This is a genomic window from Variovorax sp. J2L1-78 (genome assembly GCF_030317205.1).
GTDB classification, from domain to species: domain Bacteria; phylum Pseudomonadota; class Gammaproteobacteria; order Burkholderiales; family Burkholderiaceae_C; genus Variovorax; species Variovorax arabinosiphilus.
Genome location: NZ_JASZYB010000001.1, coordinates 593,101 through 612,740, shown reverse-complemented (window position 1 = coordinate 612,740; position 19,640 = coordinate 593,101). Strand labels below are relative to the sequence as shown.

The following is a 19,640-nucleotide window of genomic DNA, read 5'->3' as shown; positions in this document are numbered from 1 at the left end:
AAGGGTTGTCGTGGGGGCGTTCAGCGCTGCCCATCGTTCGCGGAGACTTGGTCCTTGGTGAGTCCGCCCAGGCGTGAGTGAATCCGTCCACCGTCTGCCATGACCAGCGCGAAGAGAATTTCATCGGGACGCGGCGCGTCCTGGATTCCCACCTCGAAGCTGTTGTAGTGGCTGCGCACATAGGAGGCATGGATGTAGTGCAGCGGCACCATCAGCCGGTAGCCGGTGTGGGCCACCGCCTTGGCGGCCGGGACCATGGCCTTGGGTTGACCCAGCACTTCGCGCATCGCCCAACCCCCTGCCTCGTGCCAGACGGCACCGTGCTCGAGCTCCCCGTTGACGCCCACGATGGCGGCCTTGCTGTAGGCCTCGACCTGGCCTTTGCCGAGGGTCTGCACGAGTTCTTCGGCAAGCAGCCGACCGAGGTCCCTCAGTTCCGCCATGAACGGCAAGAGGTCCGGCTCGTAGCGACCGGCATAGGGGTTGCGAACCACCGCGCTGGCCGCGGCCAGCCGCAGCGGCTTGTCGGCGACGGGGCCGCCTTCGTGGTACACGGTTTCGACCACGAGGCTGCGCTTGCGTATTTGGATCAATGACATGTCCTGTGCCTGTTTACTGTTTGGGAATCCTGGCGTCCGCGACAACGCGCTTCCATTTTTCAAGCTCCGCCGAGACCATGGCCTTCATCTCGGCCGGCGTGCTGGCGCGCACCTCGCCGCCCATGTCTTCGAGTCGCTTGCGCACGGCCGGGACCTCGAGCGCTTTCAGTACCGCAGCGTTGAGTTGCTCGACGACGGGTCCGGGCGTTCCCGCCGGCGCCATCAGGCCCGCCCACGATCGCACGTCGTAGCCCGGCACGCCTTGCTCGGCGACGGTGGGGACCTGGGGCAATCCGGGCCAGCGCTGCGGCCCGGAGACAGCCAGTGCGCGCAGCTTGCCGGCCTCGATGTTCGACATGGCGGCCGTGGGTGGCGCAATGATGAAGGCCACGTCGCCTGCCAGCAGCGCGGTGAGTGCCGCTGCATCGCCCCGGTACGGGACGTGAAGCAGCGAGTTGCCTGACATCGATGCGAACAGTTCGCCGGCCAGGTGATGCGTCGACCCGATGCCCGCCGTGCCATAGCTGACCGTCCCAGGTGCCGCCTTGGCCGCCGCCATGATCTCCTTGAGGCTCTGAAACTTCGCGTTGGCATTGACCGCGAACAGGAACGGAAAGTAGGTGATCGTCGAGACCATCTCGAAATCGCTCACGGTCTTGTACGTCAGCGTCTCGTACAAGGCACCCGCCACCGCGTGGCCCCCGGTCGCCAGCAGCAGCGTGTAGCCATCGGCCTTGGCGTGGGCCACCGTGGAGGCCGCGATGTTGCCGCCCGCGCCGGACTGCGCTTCGACGACGACCGCCTGGCCCAGCGTCTTGCTCATCTCCATACCCACCGCGCGCGCGATGGCGTCTGCGTTTCCGCCCGGTGCATAGCCCTGGTACAGCTTGATGGCCTTGTCCGGGTAGGCTGCCGCAAAGCTCGGGCGCAAAGGCCAGGCCAGGGCAGCGCCGCACGAGGCGACGAAATGCCTTCTTTTCATTGTTGTCTCCGTTCTTTTATGGGGCCGCTGCGGCTCCGTGCGGGCAGCTCGCCGCGGCAGGATGACGGCCGTGTCCGTCGTCTCGCTCAGTCTTGCGCGACGACGGTATTGCGCAGCAGGCCCACGGCCTCGATCTCGACCTCGACCTGATCGCCTGGCTTCATGAAGCGTGGCGGCTTCTTGCTCCAGCCCACACCCGCGGGCGTGCCGGTTGCAATCACGTCACCGGGGGTCAGCGTGAAGATGGTGGAGGCGTAGTTGATGAGCTTCGGGATCGAGAAGATCATGTGGCCGGTGTGACTGGACTGCACGGTCTCCCCGTTCAGGCGGACTTCCAGCTTCAGTTCGCGGCCGGGTTCGATCTCGTCGGCCGTCACCATCCACGGTCCGAAACCACCCGTCGATTCGAAGTTCTTGCCGGACGCGATCTGTTTGGCATGGAATTGCCATTCGCGGATGCTGGCATCGTTGTAGCAGCTGTAGCCCGCCACGTGCTTCCAGGCGTCTGCCTCGGCGATATCGCGCCCGCCCTCGCCGATGATCACGGCCAGCTCCCCCTCCCAATCCAGCGATTCGGAAACGTGCGGGCGCACGATCGGGCCGTTGTGCGGCGTCTGCGAGCGCCAGACGCGCAGGAAGATCGGTGGCTGCTCGGAGAGCTCACGCTGCATGCCGGCGGCAAGAACTTCCTGGTGGTGGTCCATGTAGTTGCGCACCGCGCAGACGATCTTCTCCGGCCGGGGGATGACCGGCAGAAACTTCACGTCGGCCAGCGCTGCATCGGCCTTGAGGCCGGCAACCAAGGCGTCGCGCCGCGTGAAGTCAGGACTTGCAATGAAGTCCGCGAGGGTGGCGTGCCCGGTCCTGGCGGCCAGGTCGGCCACGCCGTCACCGACGACGACGCCCCAGGTTTCTCGTCCGGCATGTTGGTACGACATCAACTTCATACGGATCTTTCAGCGAGGTAAGGGTGCGAGACATCCGAATGCGTCCCGTCGGATTATTTTGTGCATAAAACATATTGCTATGCATGGTACTAACCCTTGTGCTGGTTTCTGTCGAATATGCGCGTGCCGTATGATGGTGCCGTGATCAAGCCTTCCTCTTCATCCGACGTCTTGGTGGAATCCGATGCGCCCTTGGCGGAAAGGGCCTACCGACGGCTTCGCCAAGCCATCGTTCGCTGCGAATTCCAGCCCGGCCAGCGCCTTCGGGTCGATGAACTCAGCAAGCAATACGCGTTGAGCAGCAGTCCGTTGCGCGAGGCGCTGAGCCGCCTCTCGGAGCAGGGATTCGTGCGTGCTTTCGAGAACCGGGGGTTCCGCGTCGCGCCTTTGACCGTGGCGGGCGTGGCCGACCTGACCCGCGTGCGGCTTCTGGTGGAATCCGAGGCCCTGCGAGATGCGATCGCCTGCGGAGACGACCAGTGGGAGTCCAGATTGGTGGGGGCCGCGCACGGACTGGCGCTCGTCGAGCAGCGGCTGCCCGAGGGCCCGCTGATCCTGAGCGAAGCCTGGACCGCGGCGCACCGCGATTTCCATCTGGCCATGTATGGCGGTACGTCATCGCCGATGTTGATGGACTTGGTGTCCTCGCTGTTCGACAGCGCGGAACGCTACCGGCAGTTCTCGGCACGACATCGAAAGGTCGAGCGTCGAAAGAACTCCGAACACAAGAAGCTGGTCACCACCGTGCTCGAAAGAGATGCGGAGCAAGCCGTCGCCCTGCTGCGTCAGCACATTTCGATGACCGAACGCCATGTGACGGCCGCCTTGCTGAGCATGGAAGCGCAGGGACTGCTGCTGCAGTAGTCGCAGCGCCCTGCCGAAGCCGCCTTTCAGTGGCTGATCATCCAGGGCCGCCGGCTCGGCGCGCCCTTCACGCCGTTGGCGGCGGTCACCGTCGCCCCGCGCTTTCCGCTGCAGCAGCCGCACCCCGACGGGTGTTTCAACCGCTGATAGTCCTTCGAACTCTTCGGCTCATGCCGCGCGCGCTCGTTGGTTTCGATGGCGCTGCGGGTGCTGCCGGCCATCAGCGCCAGGCGCGGTGCGGCCGACATCACGCGGGGCGACGCCGCGCCGCAGTCCGGACAGGCGGCAGGCTCGTCGCGCCGGCTCACGCTGCGCAACGCATCGAAGCCGCCGCAGGCGCGGCATTCATAGTCGTAGGTCGGCATCGGCTCAGACGTCCTGCGACAGCGGCATGTCGATGCTGCCGTCGATGAACTTGGTCGGCCCGGCGGCGTTCGGATTGATGTCGAAGTCGAAGATCTCGGTCGGCAGCCACAGCGTGGCGCACGAGTTGGGCACGTCGACCACGCCGCTGATGTGGCCCTGCACCGGCGCCGTGCCGAGGATCGAATAGGCCTGCGCGCCGGAATAGCCGAACTTCTTGAGGTACTCGATGGCGTTGAGGCAGGCCTGGCGGTAGGCGACGTTCACGTCGAGGTAGTACTGCTTGCCGGCCTCGTCGACCGAAATGCCCTCGAAGATCAGGAAGTCCTTGTAGTTCGGCGTCATCACGCTGGGCTTGAAGATCGGGTTCTTGATGCCGTACTTGGCCATGCCGCCCTTGATGAGCGTGACCTTCATGTGCACCCAACCGGCCATCTCGATGGCGCCACAGAAGGTGATCTCGCCGTCGCCCTGGCTGAAGTGCAGGTCGCCCACGGAGAGGCCCGCACCGTCGACGTAGACCGGGAAGAACACCTTGGAGCCGCGCGAGAGGTCCTTGATGTCGCAGTTGCCGCCGTGCTCGCGCGGCGGCACGGTGCGGGCACCCTCGGCCGCGGCCTTGGCGCGCGCCTCGCCGGTCATCTTGCCCATGTGGGCGGTGCCGGACGACGGCGGGTTGGCCAGGCCGGGCACCCGGGTCGGGTCGGTGTCGATGAGTTGCTGCTCGCGCGCATTCCACATGTCCAGCATCGGCTTGTCGGGCAGGCAGCCGATGAGACCCGGGTGGATCAGGCCGGCAAAGTTCACGCCGGGCACGTGGCGCGAACTGGTGAACATGCCCTTGAAGTCCCAGATCGACTTCTGCGCCAGCGGGAAGTGGTCGGTCAGGAAGCCACCACCGTTCTTCTTCGAGAAGAAGCCGTTGAAGCCCCACAGCGAATCGGGCTTGGCCCCGATGTCGAGCAGGTCGACCACCAGCAGGTCACCAGGCTCCGCGCCCTTCACGCCGACCGGGCCGGACAGGTAGTGCACGGTGGTGAGGTCGATGTCGCGCACGTCGTCGGCGCTGTCGTTGTTCTTGATGAAGCCGCCGGTCCAGTCGAAGGTCTCGAGGATGAAATCGTCGCCCGGGTTGACCCAGCAGGCCATCGGGATGTCCGGATGCCAGCGGTTGTGGATCATCTCGTTTTCGGTGGGCGACTTCGTCAGGTCGACCTTGATCAGCGTGTCTGTCATTGCTATGGCTCCAGGGTTGATGAGGGAACGAATGGGTTGGTCGTGGAACACCGCGGAACCGGCTTCGCCGGGCCGCTGGTGTTGCCCCCTGAAAGGGGGTTGGCGAAGCGACACGAAGTGCGCGAAGACTGGGGATCAGACCGATAAATAGGCTTTGATGTGGTTCACATCGGTCTTGTCGCGCGCGGTCTCGTGCACCAGGCGGCCGCCTTCGATGACGAAGAGCCGGTCGGCGACGTCCATGGCGAAGCTCAGCACCTGCTCGGACACGACGATCGTGATGCCGCGCAGCTTGCGGATCTCGTTGAGCGCCTTGGCGATGTCCTTGATGATCGAAGGCTGGATGCCCTCGGTCGGTTCGTCGAGCAGCAGCACCTTGGGGTTGGTCACCAGCGCCCGCGCGATGGCCAGTTGCTGCTGCTGGCCGCCCGACAGGTTGCCGCCCTTGCGCCGCTTCATGTCGAAGAGCACGGGGAACAGCGCGTAGATTTCTTCAGGGATGTGGCGGCTCTTGGCGTTCTCCAGGCCGGTCTGGATGTTCTCCTCGACCGTCAGCGTCGGGAAGATCATCCGGCCCTGCGGCACGTAGGCGATGCCCTTGGCCACACGCCTGAAGCTCTCGTCGTGCGACACGTCCTGCCCCGCGACCTGGATGCTGCCGCTCTTGATCGGCAGCACGCCCATCAAGCTCTTGAACAGCGTGGTCTTGCCCATGCCATTGCGCCCCATGATGGCGATGGTTTCGTTGGCCATGCCGTCGAAGGAGATGCCATGCAGCGCCTCGCTCTGGCCGTAGGCGGTGTGCAGGTCTTTGACTTCCAGCATCACGTTGCTCATTGCGATGGCTCCAGGTTCAGGGACTGCAAGGTGGGGGTACGTGCCGAGGCCATGGGGCACGTCGTGCGATATCCATCGATGAAGCGCCGCACTGCTGGCGCGCGTCGATGGCGTGCTCCCCGCAGCGAAATAAAGGAGGAGCCCGAAGGGCGGGGGACATTCGCGGAGGGGAGTACGCCGTCGGCGTGAGCCCACCCCGAACGACAGGCAATGGGTTTCATGTCAGTGCCCCAAATAAACATCGATCACCCGCTCATCCGCCTGCACCTTCTCCATCGGCCCTTCGGCCAGGATCTTTCCCTGGTGCATCACCGTCACCTTGTGCGCGATCTGCTTGACGAATTCCATGTCGTGCTCGATCACGATCACCGCGCGGTTCTTGCAGATGCGCTTGAGGAGGTCGGCGGTCAGCTCGCGTTCGCGCGAGCTCATGCCGGCGATCGGCTCGTCGAGCATCAGCAACTCGGGTTCCTGCATCAGCAGCATCCCGATCTCCAACCACTGCTTCTGGCCGTGCGACAACAGTCCGGCTTCTGTGCCCAGCTTGTCGGCCAAGCCGATGTCCTCGGCGACAGCCTGCACGGCGGCCTTGACCTGGTCGGTGCACTTGAAGGCCAGCGCGCCGAACACCGAGCGCCCGGAGGGATAGGACACCTCCAGGTTCTGGAACACGCTCAGGTTCTCGTAGATCGACGGCGTCTGGAACTTGCGGCCGATGCCCAGGCGCACGCGCTTGTGCTCGGCCATCTTCGTCAGCTCGGTGTTCTTGAACTTGATGCTGCCGGCGCTGGCCTTGGTCTTGCCGCAGATCAGGTCGAGCAGCGTGGTCTTGCCGGCACCGTTGGGGCCGATGATCACGCGCAGCTCGTTCTTGTCGATGTAGAGCGTCAGGGTATCGATGGCCTTGAAGCCGTCGAAGGATACGGTCAGGTCTTCGACCGCCAAGGCGAAATCGGTGTTGCTCATGAAGTGGCTCCGGGATTCAGACGCGCTGGCTGCTCACGCCGTCGGGCAGGTCGCCCAGGCCGGTACCGGGCGCCGGGTCGACGATGCGCGGCGGTTGCGGCGCGGTGGACGGAACCGATGTCTTGGCCGACGCGTCGCGCAGCGCCTGGCGCCGGCTCTTCCACCACGGGGCGACATGGCTTTCCCACAGGCCGGCCAGCCCCATCGGGAAGGCCATGGTCACGCCGATGAAGAGCGCGGCCATCAGGAACAGCCACAGGTCCGGAAAGCTCTCGGAGAACAGCGTCTTGCCGGCGTTCACCAGCAGCGTGCCGTACACCGCGCCGACCAGGCTCATGCGCCCGCCGACCGCCGCGAAGATCACCATCTCGATGGACGGCACGATGCCCACGAAGCTGGGCGACATGAAGCCCACCTGCAGCGAGAACAGCGCCCCGCCGATGCCCGACAGCGCCGCCGCCAGGCAGAAGGTGAACACCTTGAAGTTCGATACGTCGTAGCCCGAGAAGCGCACGCGGTCTTCCTTGTCGCGCATGGCCAGCAGCAGCGTGCCCAGCTTGCTGGTCTGGATCCAGCGGCACAGCACGATGGCGGCGATGAGTAGGCCGACGCAGACGTAGTAGAGGATGTACTTGGCGCTGTCGGTGCGGGTGTCCCAACCCAGCAGCGTCTTCAGGTCGGTCATGCCGTTCACGCCGCCGGTGTAGCCCTGCTGGCCGATGATGAGCACGGTGACGATCAGTGCCACGGCCTGCGTGATGATCGCGAAGTACACGCCACCCACGCGGCGCTTGAACATCGCGTAGCTGATGATCCAGGCCAGCAGCGTGGGCACCGCGATCACCAGGATCAGCGTGAGCGGAAAGCTCCGGAACGGCAGCCACATCAGCGGCAGCTCGGTGATCTGGTTCCAGTCCATGAAGTCGGGAATGCCCGGCGTCGACTGGATCTTGGTCGTCTCCGGGTCCGAGGCTTCCAGCTTCAGGAACATCGCCATCGCGTAGCCGCCCAGGCCGAAGAACACGCCCTGCCCGAGGCTCAGCACGCCGCCGTAGCCCCACACCATCACCAGCCCGACGGCGACGAAGGCATAGGTGAGGTACTTGCCCACCAGGTTGAGGCGGAAGATGTCGAGCGACAGCGGCAGCACGACCGCCAGCAGCAGCGTCAGCAGCACCAGGCTCGCGAGCTGGTAGCGCGTGATGAGGGACTTGATCGTATTCATGTCAGCGACGAACCTTCGATGCAAACAGGCCTTGCGGGCGGATCATCAGGATCAGCACGATGAGCGAGAGCGTCAGCACCTTCGCCATCGACCCCGTGATGAAGAACTCGGCGATCGACTGGGTCTGCGCGATGCCGAAGGCCGACACCACGGTGCCCAGCAGACTGGCGGCGCCGCCGAAGGTGACGACCAGGAAGGCGTCGACGATGTAGAGCGAGCCCGAGGTCGGCCCGGTCGAGCCGATGGTGGTGAAGGCCGCGCCCGCCACGCCGGCGATGCCGCAGCCAATGGCGAAGGTCAGGCGGTCGGTCTTCTTGGTGTCGATGCCGGTGGCGTTGGCCATGGTGCGGTTGGCCACGGTGGCGCGCACCCGCAGGCCCCAGCGGCTCTTGTGCAGCGCGAGCAGCACGCCGACGGTGACGAGCGTGGTCAGCGCCAGCACGAACAGGCCGTTGATCGGGATGTCCAGCCCCTCGGCTGGCGCCCACGAGCCCATCAGCCACTCGGGCAGCGTGGGGCTCACCTCTTTCGGGCCGATGAAGGTGCGGAAAATCTGCTGCAGCCCCAGGCTGATGCCGAAGGTGGCGAGCAGCGTGTCGAGCGGCCGCTTGTACAGGTGGCGGATCAACGCCCATTCCACGAGCCAGCCGGCGATGAACGCCAGAATGAAGGCCAGCCCGATGGCCAGCGGAAAGTAGTAGGGCATGAAGGCCGGCGCCAGGTGCTCCGTGAAGCGCGCGGCCATGTAGATCGTGTAGGCGCCGATGGTCATGAACTCGCCATGCGCCATATTGATCACCCCCATCTGGCCGAAGATGATCGCCAGCCCGAGCCCCATCAGCAGCAGCACCGCGAACAGGCTCAGCCCCGCGAAGCCCTGCATGAGGCCGATGTTCCACATGTCTGAAATGCTCATGGCGCTGCGTCCGATAAATCAGTGAACGAACCGTGGGACACCGCGGAACCGGCTTCGCCGGGCCGCTGGTGTCGCCCCCTCGAGGGGGAGGCGGCTACACGAAGTGAGCCGCTTCGGGGGTGGGCTATTGGTAACCCTTGGGGAACGGATCGGGCTTGATGAGGTCGGGGGACTCGGCCACCACCTTGAACGTGCCGTCGAGCTGCCCCTGCCCGATGCGCGCCTTGCTCCACAAGTGGTGGTTGGCGTCGAGCTTCACGTAGCCTTCTGGCGCGTTCTTCAGCTCGATGCCCGGCGATGCGGCCACGACCTTGTCGACGTCGAAGCTGCCGGCCTTCTCGACGGCGGCCTTCCAGAGCCACGGGCCGAGGTAGCCAGCCTGGGTCACGTCGCCGATGACCGCATCCTTGCCGTACTTGGCCTTAAAGGCCGCGACGAACTTCTTGTTGTTGTCGTTGGTGAGCGACTGGAAGTACTTCATCGACGAGTAGAAGCCGGCGAAGTTCTCGCCGCCCACGCCAGTCATCTCGTCTTCGGTCACGGCCAGCGTCAGCAGGAACTGCTTGTCGCCGGTGATGCCGGCCGCCTTGAGCTGCTTGTAGAAGGCCACGTTGGAGCCACCGACCACCGCCGCGAAGATGCAGTCGGGCTTGGCCACCTTGATCTTGTTGATCAGCGAGTTGAAGTTGGTGTGGCCCAGCGGGTAGTATTCCTCGCCCTTGACCGAGCCGAGCTTGCCCACCGTCTCGATGTGCTTGCGCGCGATCTTCATTGAGGTGCGCGGCCAGATGTAGTCGGAGCCGACCAGGAAGAAGGTCTTGGCCTTCTTCTCCTTCGCGCCCCAGTCCAGGCCCCAGATGATCTGCTGCGTGGCTTCCTGGCCGGTGTAGAACACGTTCTTGCTCTGCTCCAGGCCTTCGTAGAAGGTCGGGTAGTACAGGAGGCCGTTTTCCTTCTCGAACACCGGCAGCACCGCCTTGCGCGAGGCGCTGGTCCAGCAGCCGAACACCGCAGCACAGTGGTCGTTGACCAGGAGCTTCTTCGACTTTTCGGCGAAAGTGGGCCAGTCGGAGGCGCCGTCTTCCTTGATCACCTTGATCTTGCGGCCCAGGATGCCGCCCATCGCGTTGATCTCGTCGATGGCCAGCTGCTCGGCCTGGATCGAGCCGGTTTCCGAGATGGCCATGGTGCCGCTGGACGAGTGCAGCTGGCCGACGGTGACCTCGGTGTCGGTCACGGCCAGCTTGGTCGTGTTGACCTTGGCCGTCGGGAACTGCTGGCCGAAGCTCAGGCCGCTGAGGCCCATCACCGGCAGCGCGGCGGCGCCCTGCAGCAGGCGGCGGCGACGGAGCGCGAGCTGCTGCTGTTCGGCGAGGGTCGGATCTTGATCACGGGCCATGGGGGAATCTCCAGTCGAAGGTTGAAAGGTTGCGGAGCAGGGACCAAACGGTGTCCCGGCGCACCACCGCTGTGCGGCGTGCGGCGCGTCGAGCACCATGGCCGCCACTGTAGGAACGGGCCGACGTACGCCGAATACGTCAATCAACGTAGAGGCCGCCGCGGCGTGCGCGGCGAGACTGGGCGCCCGCTGCCACCCACCGAACGGACAAGGAGCGCTTCTTGCAACGAGACAGCCATTTCCCCTTTCCGAAAGAACGGAACATGGCGCCCGTCACCGGTCAAAAGATCTTTCGCATCCGCCGCGACTACAACACCTGGGTCTCGAACGAGACGCTGGAGGACTACGCGCTGCGCTACACGCCGCGCAGCTTCCGCAAGTGGTCGGAGTTCCGCGTGGCCAACGCGGCCTTCGGCGCCACCTCCTTCCTGGCGCTGGAGGCGATCGGCGGCGCCATCGCCCTGAGCTATGGCTTCGAGAACGCGCTGTGGGCCATCCTGGTGGTGGGGCTCATCACCTTCCTCACCGGCCTGCCCATCTGCTACTACGCCGCCAAGTACGGCGTCGATATGGACCTGCTCACCCGCGGCGCGGGCTTCGGCTACCTGGGCTCCACCCTCACTTCGCTCATCTACGCGAGCTTCACCTTCATCTTCTTCGCGCTGGAGGCGGCCATCCTGGCGCTCGCGCTGCAGATGTACTTCGACTGGTCGCTGGCCGTGTGCTACCTGGTGTCGTCGATCGTCATCATCCCGCTGGTGATGCGCGGCATCACGATGATCTCGGCGCTGCAGCTGTGGACGCAGCCGATCTGGCTCACGCTCTTCGTGCTGCCCTTCGTGGCGGTGCTGTGGAAGAACCCGCAGGCCTATGCCGACTTCACGGGGCTGGTCGGCCGCATCTCCGGCACCAACAACTTCGACCCGCTGATGTTCGGCGCCGGCGCCACCGTGGCCTTCTCCTTGGTAGTGCAGATCGGCGAGCAGGTCGACTACCTGCGCTTCCTGCCCGAGAAGACCGTCGCGAACCGCGTCAAATGGTGGGCCGCGGTGCTGGTGGCGGGGCCAGGCTGGATCGGGCCGGGCATGCTCAAGATGCTGGGCGGCGCCTTCCTCGCCTTCCTCGCGCTGCAGCACGAGATCCCGGCCGCGCACGCGGTCGAGCCGACCCGCATGTACTTGGCTGGCTTCGCCTACGTCTTCAGCGACCCGGCCTGGGTGCTGGGCATCACGACGCTCTTCGTCGTCGTGTCGCAGATGAAGATCAACCTGACCAATGCCTACGCCGGCTCGCTGGCCTGGTCGAACTTCTTCGCGCGGCTCACGCACAGCCACCCCGGGCGCGTGGTTTGGCTGGTGTTCAACGTGCTGATCGCCCTGCTCTTGATGACGCTGGGCGTGTTCGCCGCGCTGGAGAAGGTGCTGGGCCTCTACAGCAACATCGCCATCGCCTGGGTCGGCGCGCTGGTGGCCGACCTGGTCATCAACAAGCCGCTGGGCTGGAGCCCGAAGTCGATCGAGTTCAAGCGGGCGCACCTGTACGACATCAACCCGGTGGGGCTGGTGTCGATGGTGGTCGCGGCCACGGTGGCGATGGTGGCGTATGCCGGCCTGCTGGGGCGCTGGGCCGAGTCGTTCTCGCCCTTCATCGCGCTGCTGACGGCCCTGGTGGTCTCGCCGCTCCTGGCCTGGAAGACGAAGGGCCGCTACTACCTGGCGCGCACCGACCTGCAGCACTGGGCGCCCGGCCAGATGGTGCGCTGCTCGGTCTGCGACAACGCCTTCGAATCGGAAGACATGGCGCACTGCCCGGCCTACAGCGCGCCGATCTGCTCGCTGTGCTGCACGCTCGAATCGCGCTGCCACGACGGCTGCAAGAAGAATTCGCGCGCCTCGGAGCAGATCGGCGTGTGGATCAAGGCGCTGCTGCCGCCGGCGCTGGCGCTGCGGCTGAACTTCCGGGTGGCGCACTACCTGCTGGTCGCGACCTCGCTCATCGCGCTGCTCGCCACGGTGCTGGGCATCGTCTATGCGCAGGAGGGCCTGCTCAATGCGCACGCCACGCACGTCTTCCTGCGCTCCCCCTTCCTCAAGGTCTTCGCGCTGCTGTCGATGGTGGCGGCCGTGGCGGCCTGGTGGGTGGTGCTGGGCAGCGAGAGCCGCAAGATGGCGCAGGAGGAATCGAACCGCCACAACCACCTGCTCACGCTGGAGATCGAGGCCCACCGCCGCACCGACGCCGCGCTGCAGGCCGCCAAGGAGGCGGCCGAGGCCGCCAACCAGGCCAAGACGCGCTACGTAGCCGGCATGACGCACGAGCTGCGCACGCCGCTCAACAGCATCCTGGGCTACTCGCAGATCCTGCTGAAGAACGACGATGCCACGCACCCGCCGCGCGCCGCGGTGCAGACCATCCACAAGAGCGGCGAGCACATGCTCGGGCTGATCGACGGCCTGCTCGACCTGGCGCGCATCGAGGCCGGCCGCCTGCAGCTCGAGCCGATGCCGCTCGCCCTGCCCGGCTTCCTCGACGAGGTGGTGCGCATGGTGCGCCCGCAGGCCGAGGGCAAGGGCCTGGCCTTCGTCTACACCCACAGCGGCCGCCTGCCGGCCTGGGTGCATGCCGATGCCAAGCGGCTGCGGCAGATCCTGATCAACCTGCTGACCAACGCCGTGCGCTTCACCGAGGCCGGCACCGTGACGCTGCACGTCGACGCCACCCGCGAAGTGCTGCGTTTCGACGTGATCGACACCGGCATCGGCGTGGCGCCGCAGGACCACCAGCGCATCTTCCTGCCCTTCGAGCGCGGGGCGGCCGGCCGGCGCCACGGCGAACCCGGCACCGGCCTGGGCCTGACCATCACCGGCCTGCTCACGTCGCTGATGGGCGGCGAGCTGCGCATGGCGGCCACGTCGAACCGCGGCAGCACCTTCAGCGTGCGGGTGTACCTGCGCGAGGTGGCCGACCCCGGCCCGCAGGCCGAGCCGCAACGCCCGATCTCCGGCTACTTCGGCCCGCGCCGCACGCTGCTGGTGGTCGACGACCAGCCGGTGCAGCGCCAGATGCTGGCCGGCATGCTGATGCCGCTGGGCTTCGACGTGCACGAAGCCGCCAGCGGCACCGAATGCCTGGACAGCCTGCGCGAGCACGTGCCCTCGGCCATCCTGTTGGACATCAGCATGGACGACATGGACGGCTGGGAAACCGCCACGCGGGTACGCATCGCCGGCTTCGAGAACGTGCCGATCCTCATCGTCTCGGCCAACGTGTTCGAGAACCAGGCCGACCGGCTGCAGGCCACCGGCTGCCAGGCCTTCATCGGCAAGCCGGTGATCGAGTCGGAGCTGATCACAACCCTGGAACGCCACCTTGGCCTGCAATGGCTGCAACACACGCCGCCGCCGGCCGCGCACGACGCGGCCCCTCCACCGGCCGAACCGATCTCGCTGCCCGAGGAAGCACGCCTCGAACTGATGCGCCTGGTGCAGGTCGGCCACGTGCGCGGCCTGCAGCAGGCGCTTGACCGGCTGGCCGCCGACGACCCGGCGCTGGCCGCCACCTGCACCCAATTGCGCGGCATGCTGGCGCGCTTCGAACTCGACGATTTCAAGAACGCTCTCGCGGAGGATGCCGATGCCCCCAGCCCCTGAGTCCGAACGCCCCGTGGTGCTCGTGGTCGACGACGCCCCCAGCAGCCTGGGCATGCTGTGCGACACGCTGGAGGCCAGTGGCTACACCGTGCTGGTCGCGGCCGACGGCGAATCGGCCCTGCAACGGCTCGAACTCGTCGTGCCCGACGCGATCCTGCTCGACGGGCTGATGCCCGGCCTGTCGGGCTTCGAGACCTGCCGGCGCATCAAGGCCAACCCGGCGCTGGCGCACATCCCGGTGCTCTTCATGACCGGCATGGCCGAGACGCAGGACGTGGTCGAGGGCTTCGCCTGCGGCGGCGTCGACTACGTGGTCAAGCCGATCCGCGCGCAGGAGGTGCTGGCGCGGCTGCACACGCACACGCGCAACGCGCGCATCACCCGCATGGCGCGCGACGCCGTCGACGTGGCCGGCATGGGCGTGGTGTTCGTCGACACGCACGGCCGCGTGGCCTGGCGCTCGCCGCAGGCCGCGCTGTGGCTGCATGCGCTGGGCGAGCCCGCCGCGCCGGGCCAGTTGCCGACGGCGCTGGCGCCCGCCCTGGCGGACGGCGCGACCATCGCGGCGACCACTGCGGCCGGCACCCGCCTGTCGGTGCGCAACATGGGCTCGGCCACGCTCGGCGAGACGATGCTGCTGCTGGCGTTGCAGCGCGAGGGCCCCGCCCTCGCCTCGCGCGTGGCCGACGCCGCGCTCACGCCGCGCGAGACCGAGGTGCTGTCGTGGCTGGCCAAGGGCAAGACCAACCGCGACATCGCCGAGATCCTGGGCATGAGCCCCCGCACGGTCAACAAGCACCTCGAACACATCTTCGAGAAACTGGGCGTGGAGACGCGGTCGGCCGCAGCGGCGCTGGCGACCGGTCACATGGCGCTGTAGCGGCGCTTCGGCGGATCAGCGCCGCGACGGCTCTGCAGGCGTCAGCTGAAAGACGCCGACGAGCTGTGACAGGCTGCCCGCCTGTTCCTGCAGCGAGCCGGCCGCTGCGGCGGCCTCTTCCACCAGCGCCGCGTTCTGCTGCGTGACCTGGTCCATTTGCGTGATCGCCTGGTTGATCTGCTCGATGCCCTGGGTCTGCTCCTGGCTGGCCGACATGATCTCGCCCATGATGTCGGTCACCCGCTTCACGCTGGCCACGATCTCTTCCATCGTCTGGCCCGCTTCAGCCACCTGGTGGCTGCCCGCCTCGACCTTGCCCACCGAGTCGTCGATCAGGCCCTTGATTTCCTTGGCCGCCGCAGCCGAGCGCTGCGCCAGGCTGCGCACTTCCGAGGCCACCACGGCAAAGCCGCGGCCCTGTTCGCCGGCGCGTGCCGCTTCCACCGCGGCGTTCAGCGCCAGGATGTTGGTCTGGAAGGCGATGCCGTCGATGACCGCGATGATGTCCACGATCTTCTTGGACGACGCATTGATCGAGCCCATGGTGTTGACCACCTGGCTGACCACGCTGCCGCCGCGCACGGCGACTTCGGAGGCGGAAACGGCCAGTTGATTGGCCTGACGCGCGTTGTCGGCGTTCTGCTTGACCGTCGAGGTCAGTTCTTCCATCGAGGCCGCGGTCTCTTCCAGCGAGCTGGCCTGCTGCTCGGTGCGCGAAGAGAGATCCTGGTTGCCCGAGGCGATCTGGCTCGACGCGGTGGCCATCGTGTCGGTGCCCTGGCGCACCTGGCCCACGACCCGGGCCAGGCTGTCGCGCATGGCCTTGATGGCGTGCAGCACGCTGGTCTCGTCGCCCTTGCGCAGCTCGATCGCCACACTCAGGTCGCCTTCGGCGATCCGGCGCGTGATGCCGGCGGCGCGCTCGGGCTCGCAGCCCATCTGGCGCACCAGCCCGCGCGAGATGAACCACCCGAGAACCAGCAGCGCTGCCGCCAGCGCCAACGCACCGCTGCCGAAGCCGATCATCCGGCCAAGGATGGCAGCGTCGACGCCGTCGACGTACACGCCCGAGCCGACGATCCAGCCCCAGGGCTTGAAGCCCATCACGTACGAGACCTTCGGCACCGGCTTGTCGCTGCCGGGCTTGGGCCAGAGGTACGACACGAAGCCGGCGTTCTTTTCCTTCACGATGTTCACGAACGCCACGAAGAGAGGCTTGCCCGTCGCGTCCTTGTTTTCCGCCAGATCCTTGCCGTCCAGCGCGGGGTTGATCGGGTGCATCAACATGCGCGGCTGCATGTCGTTGAGCCAGAAGTACTCGCTGCCGCTGTAGCGCATGCCCTTGAGGGCCTGCATGGCCTGCTGCTGCGCCTCGGCTTCGCTGAGCGTGCCCTTCGCCGCCAGGCCGTGGTAGTAGCTCAACACCCCGTGCGCGGACTCGACCACCTGCCGCACGCTGCTCTGGCGTTCGGCCAGGATGAGCTGCCGTTCCGACACGAGGAACACGGCCGTCAGCGCGAGCAAGCCGACGAAGGCGCTGAGAGTGAGGAGCGCCAGTTTCCTGGCGATGGTCATGGAGCGAAGTTTCGAAGGTGCGGACATGATCGACAGTCGGTGAGGGGTTGAAAAAAGGGCGAACGAGATCGAACCGAAGCGCCCACCTCGACCCTGTCGACGGGGTGACGCGATCGCACACCGTGCGGCATGCTTCCCTGGCTATCGGCAGGCGCGCCGATTCATCGATCCCGGGAAAACCCGGGAGCCGGCGCGCACCGTGACCGAATGCTCAACCTCACCTTCGGGAAAACGCGCATCCGCCCTGTCGGGGCCATGACAGCGCGATGCCGCCGGGGGCGCAAGAATGGCGGCACCACGGCCACGCCAGGAGATCCGCATGAACGCCTCCCCCTTCCCCACCGACACCTCAGCCCTTCGCGACCACGTCAGCGCCGAGGAGTGGCAGTTGCGCGTCGACCTCGCCGCCTGCTACCGGCTGGTGGCCCTCTATGGCTGGAGCGACCTGGTCTTCACCCACATCAGCGCGCGGGTGCCGGGGCCCGAGCACCACTTCCTCATCAACCCCTACGGCCTGATGTTCGACGAGATCACCGCGTCGAGCCTGGTGAAGGTCGACGACCAGTGCCGCAAGGTGATCGATTCCCCCCACCCGGTGAACCCGGCGGGCTTCGTGATCCACAGCGCGGTGCACGCCGTGCGGGAAGACATCCAGTGCGTGCTGCACACCCACACACGCGCCGGCATCGCCGTCAGCGCGCAGAAGAACGGGGTGCTGCCGATCAGCCAGCAGTCGACCTTCGTGCTGGCCTCCCTGGCGTACCACGGCTACGAGGGTGTCGCGATCCGCGACGACGAGAAGACGCGCCTGCAGGCCAACCTGGGCCAGGCGAACTTCCTGATGCTGCGCAACCATGGGCTGCTGACGGTCGGCAAGACGATCGCCGACGCCTTCCTGGCGATGTACACCTTCGAGAACACCTGCCAGATCCAGATCGCCGCGCAGTCCGGCGGTGGCGAACTCACACCGGTGGACCCCCGCATCATCGACGGCGTGGGCCACGCGATGAAGGTGCAGACCGGTGGCCTGGGCGGCGGCTTCGTCTGGCCGTCGCTGATCCGCAAGCTGGACCGGATCGACCGCAGCTACGCAAGCTGAGGCGCCACGACCCCCATCGCGTCGAGCCGCTTCGGAGCCGCAGCCTCACGCCTTCGCCGCCGCGTTGCGCTTGCGTGTGGCCGCTGCCTTCTTGGCCGAAGCAGAGCGCTGCGCTGCGGTGCGCGAGGCCGAAGCCGCGCCGCCCACATGTCCGCCCTTGCGCGACGGGGCACGGTTCTCGGGCTGGCCCCGGCCGCTGCCGCTCTTCTTCCCGCCGCCGGTTTCCTTGTTGACGGTGGCCCAGGCGCGGCGTTCGGCCTCTTCCTTGCCGACGCCACGGTCCTCGTAGCCTTCCTCGATGTGTTCGGCCTGCCGCTTCTGCTTGTCCGTGTAGGACGATTTGTCGCCTCTTGGCATGGTGCGCTCCTTCATGGAAGGGTTGAACAGGCAAACCATCGTGCGTTGCAGGTGCTGCGGGCCGGTAGGAAAAATCGAAATCCCCACGTGGGACTTCTCCCAGAGCGACCTTCACGCGGTTGCCCATGACGTCGGGTCATGATGTCGCGCCCGTCCAGACACCGTCTCGTTCGACATACCGTGTCACCCGGCGTTCTTCCTTGTCTTCCTTCTTCAGGTCACGCTCGGTGAAGCGAAACAGCAGCGCGGGCCCCTTCACGCACCGGGTGTCGTGGATGTCCCCGGGCAGATACACCTGGACCTGCCCCGGCCGCATCAAGGTGGAATCCCGCTTCACCAGGCCGACACTGCCGTCCGAGTTCAAGACCCGCGCATAGGTCCTCATCTCGATTTCTCCCTGCTGGACCGCATAGATCACCCAACCTTGGCCATGGTCATGGGGTGGCCTGTACAGCCCGGCGTATTCCGAATGCGCGAGCAGCACGAACCCGTGGACGGGATCGCGATACAACTCCTTGTTGGCCGGGGCCTCCTCGTGCAAGGCCGCCAGCCAATCTTCCGTGGCGGGGGCCGCGAGGAGGTCTGCAAGGTGGCGTTTGCAACCGCCGACCACCGCGTCGCTCAGCGGTCCCCAGACCGACCTGATGCCCTGGATCGACGCTTCAAAAGTACTGTTGGCCACGATTTCTTCCTTTGTGTTGGGCTCGGACGAACCCCGTTCAAGCCGTTCGTCGACGATAGGACGCCGCTCCCAATTCCGGAAGGCGCGGCCGTTGCAACATCTACGTGCATCGGACGCCATGTCAGATCGGGCGTGCTAGCGTCGAGGCATGTCATCGCCTGATCTGAACCTGCTCGTTACCCTGGACGTGCTCCTTGCCGAAGGCAGCGTCGCAGGCGCTGCGAGACGGTTGCGGTTGAGCCCGTCGGCGATGAGCCGAGCCCTTGCGCGATTGCGCGAAACGACCGGCGACCCCCTGCTGGTTCGGGCCGGGCGAAGCCTGGTGGCCACCCCCCGCGCGCTCGAACTGCGCGAGCGGGTCACTCACCTGGTCCAGGAGGCTGAAGCCATCCTTCGGCCCGCCGAGGCGCTCAAGCTGAAGGAACTCGTCCGGACCTTCACGCTGCGCACCCGTGAAGGCTTCGTCGAAACCTTCGGGCCCGACCTCCTCGAGCGCGTCGGCCTGGAGGCGCCTGGCGTGCGGTTGCGCTTCGTGCAGAAGGCGGACAAAGAGAGCGCATCCCTTCGCGACGGCACCGTCGACCTGGAGACGGGTGTCATCGGCGGCACCACAAGCCCCGAGGTCCGTGTGCAGGCGTTGTTCAGGGACCGGTTCATTGGCGTCGTGCGCATCGGGCACCCGCTGTGTCGAGGCGAGATGACGCCCGCGCGCTACGCGGCCGAAAGGCATGTCGTCGTGTCGCGTCGGGGTTTCGACAAAGGGCCGATCGACGAAGCACTGAAGCCGCTCGGCCTGGCACGTGAGATCGGCACGGCGGTCGGCGGGTTCTCGACCGCCCTGGCACTGGCTCGCACCACCGACTTTGTCGCCGGTGTTCCCGAGCGCCACACCGAAGGCCTGCGCATCGGGCTCTACAGCTTTGGGCTACCAATGCCCGCGCCGGAAATCACTGTCTCATTGCTCTGGCACCCGAGAATGGACGGGGATCTCGCTCACCGATGGCTGCGCCAGTGCGTTCGGGACGCTTGCTCGGGACGCCACAGCGGCTGAACAGTTACCGCG

At 66.3% G+C, this 19,640-nt stretch carries 18 protein-coding genes; 5 read left to right on the top strand and 13 right to left on the bottom strand.

The window, feature by feature from the left end; all coding sequences use genetic code 11:
- Positions 1-20 precede the first annotated feature (20 nt).
- From QTH86_RS02905 to QTH86_RS02895, 3 genes are all read right to left on the bottom strand, one after another.
- Positions 21-599: an amino acid synthesis family protein gene (locus QTH86_RS02905; RefSeq protein WP_286646163.1), complete on the bottom strand. Its 579-nt coding sequence runs from the start codon at positions 597-599 to the stop codon at positions 21-23.
- 13 nt (positions 600-612) lie between these two features.
- A complete protein-coding gene (locus QTH86_RS02900) occupies positions 613-1,581 on the bottom strand; it encodes a tripartite tricarboxylate transporter substrate binding protein (protein WP_286646164.1) in 969 nt (322 codons plus the stop codon).
- An 86-nt stretch (positions 1,582-1,667) separates the two neighbouring features.
- Positions 1,668-2,528, bottom strand: a complete 861-nt coding sequence (locus QTH86_RS02895) for a fumarylacetoacetate hydrolase family protein (protein ID WP_286646165.1) — start codon at positions 2,526-2,528, stop codon at positions 1,668-1,670.
- A 141-nt stretch (positions 2,529-2,669) separates the two neighbouring features.
- Here QTH86_RS02895 and QTH86_RS02890 point away from each other — a divergent pair, with 141 nt between their 5' ends.
- Positions 2,670-3,392, top strand: coding sequence for a GntR family transcriptional regulator (locus QTH86_RS02890; protein WP_286646166.1), 723 nt, complete (start codon positions 2,670-2,672; stop codon positions 3,390-3,392).
- Positions 3,393-3,418: 26 nt separating this feature from the next.
- Here the strand turns inward: QTH86_RS02890 and QTH86_RS02885 are convergent, their stop codons facing one another.
- The 7 genes from QTH86_RS02885 to urtA all read right to left on the bottom strand — a co-directional run bounded on the left by QTH86_RS02885 (position 3,419) and on the right by urtA (position 10,334).
- On the bottom strand, positions 3,419-3,757 hold the full coding sequence (locus QTH86_RS02885; protein ID WP_286646167.1) for a zinc ribbon domain-containing protein: 339 nt from the start codon (positions 3,755-3,757) through the stop codon (positions 3,419-3,421).
- 4 nt (positions 3,758-3,761) lie between these two features.
- The gene (gene fmdA / locus QTH86_RS02880; RefSeq protein WP_286646168.1) at positions 3,762-4,991 is read right to left on the bottom strand and encodes a formamidase; all 1,230 of its coding nucleotides are present in this window, start codon (positions 4,989-4,991) and stop codon (positions 3,762-3,764) included.
- Between the two features lie 135 nt (positions 4,992-5,126).
- On the bottom strand, positions 5,127-5,816 hold the full coding sequence (gene urtE / locus QTH86_RS02875) for an urea ABC transporter ATP-binding subunit UrtE (protein ID WP_286646777.1): 690 nt from the start codon (positions 5,814-5,816) through the stop codon (positions 5,127-5,129).
- 234 nt (positions 5,817-6,050) lie between these two features.
- The gene (urtD, locus tag QTH86_RS02870) at positions 6,051-6,794 is read right to left on the bottom strand and encodes an urea ABC transporter ATP-binding protein UrtD (RefSeq protein WP_286646169.1); all 744 of its coding nucleotides are present in this window, start codon (positions 6,792-6,794) and stop codon (positions 6,051-6,053) included.
- 16 nt (positions 6,795-6,810) lie between these two features.
- On the bottom strand, positions 6,811-8,019 hold the full coding sequence (gene urtC, locus QTH86_RS02865; protein ID WP_286646170.1) for an urea ABC transporter permease subunit UrtC: 1,209 nt from the start codon (positions 8,017-8,019) through the stop codon (positions 6,811-6,813).
- A gap of 1 nt (position 8,020) precedes the next feature.
- Positions 8,021-8,935 (bottom strand): urea ABC transporter permease subunit UrtB, encoded by a 915-nt coding sequence (gene urtB / locus QTH86_RS02860; RefSeq protein ID WP_262073834.1) that lies wholly within the window; start codon positions 8,933-8,935, stop codon positions 8,021-8,023.
- A gap of 124 nt (positions 8,936-9,059) precedes the next feature.
- Positions 9,060-10,334: an urea ABC transporter substrate-binding protein gene (urtA, locus tag QTH86_RS02855; RefSeq protein WP_286646171.1), complete on the bottom strand. Its 1,275-nt coding sequence runs from the start codon at positions 10,332-10,334 to the stop codon at positions 9,060-9,062.
- 263 nt (positions 10,335-10,597) lie between these two features.
- Between urtA and QTH86_RS02850 the strand changes: the two genes are divergently transcribed.
- Together QTH86_RS02850 and QTH86_RS02845 are read left to right on the top strand one after the other, a co-directional pair.
- Positions 10,598-13,984 (top strand): hybrid sensor histidine kinase/response regulator, encoded by a 3,387-nt coding sequence (locus QTH86_RS02850; RefSeq protein WP_286646172.1) that lies wholly within the window; start codon positions 10,598-10,600, stop codon positions 13,982-13,984.
- Positions 13,968-14,864: a response regulator transcription factor gene (locus QTH86_RS02845; protein ID WP_286646173.1), complete on the top strand. Its 897-nt coding sequence runs from the start codon at positions 13,968-13,970 to the stop codon at positions 14,862-14,864. Before QTH86_RS02850 ends, QTH86_RS02845 begins: the two co-directional genes overlap by 17 nt.
- 15 nt (positions 14,865-14,879) lie before the next feature.
- Here QTH86_RS02845 and QTH86_RS02840 read toward each other — a convergent pair whose 3' ends face one another.
- Positions 14,880-16,439: a methyl-accepting chemotaxis protein gene (locus QTH86_RS02840; RefSeq protein ID WP_286646174.1), complete on the bottom strand. Its 1,560-nt coding sequence runs from the start codon at positions 16,437-16,439 to the stop codon at positions 14,880-14,882.
- Positions 16,440-16,758: 319 nt separating this feature from the next.
- Here QTH86_RS02840 and QTH86_RS02835 point away from each other — a divergent pair, with 319 nt between their 5' ends.
- Positions 16,759-17,538 carry a class II aldolase/adducin family protein gene (locus QTH86_RS02835; RefSeq protein WP_286646175.1) on the top strand — a complete coding sequence of 260 codons (780 nt, stop codon included), beginning with the start codon at positions 16,759-16,761 and terminating at the stop codon, positions 17,536-17,538.
- 45 nt (positions 17,539-17,583) lie between these two features.
- On the opposite strand, the gene QTH86_RS02830 is transcribed toward QTH86_RS02835, so the two are convergent.
- Entirely contained in the window at positions 17,584-17,895 is a 312-nt protein-coding gene (locus tag QTH86_RS02830) for a plasmid stabilization protein (RefSeq protein ID WP_286646176.1), read from the bottom strand.
- Between the two features lie 136 nt (positions 17,896-18,031).
- Complete coding sequence (locus tag QTH86_RS02825; protein ID WP_286646177.1) at positions 18,032-18,697, bottom strand: cupin domain-containing protein; 666 nt, start codon at positions 18,695-18,697, stop codon at positions 18,032-18,034.
- Positions 18,698-18,725: 28 nt separating this feature from the next.
- On the opposite strand from QTH86_RS02825, the gene QTH86_RS02820 reads away from it, so the two are divergent.
- Positions 18,726-19,628: a LysR family transcriptional regulator gene (locus QTH86_RS02820; RefSeq protein ID WP_286646178.1), complete on the top strand. Its 903-nt coding sequence runs from the start codon at positions 18,726-18,728 to the stop codon at positions 19,626-19,628.
- Positions 19,629-19,640: the final 12 nt, after the last annotated feature.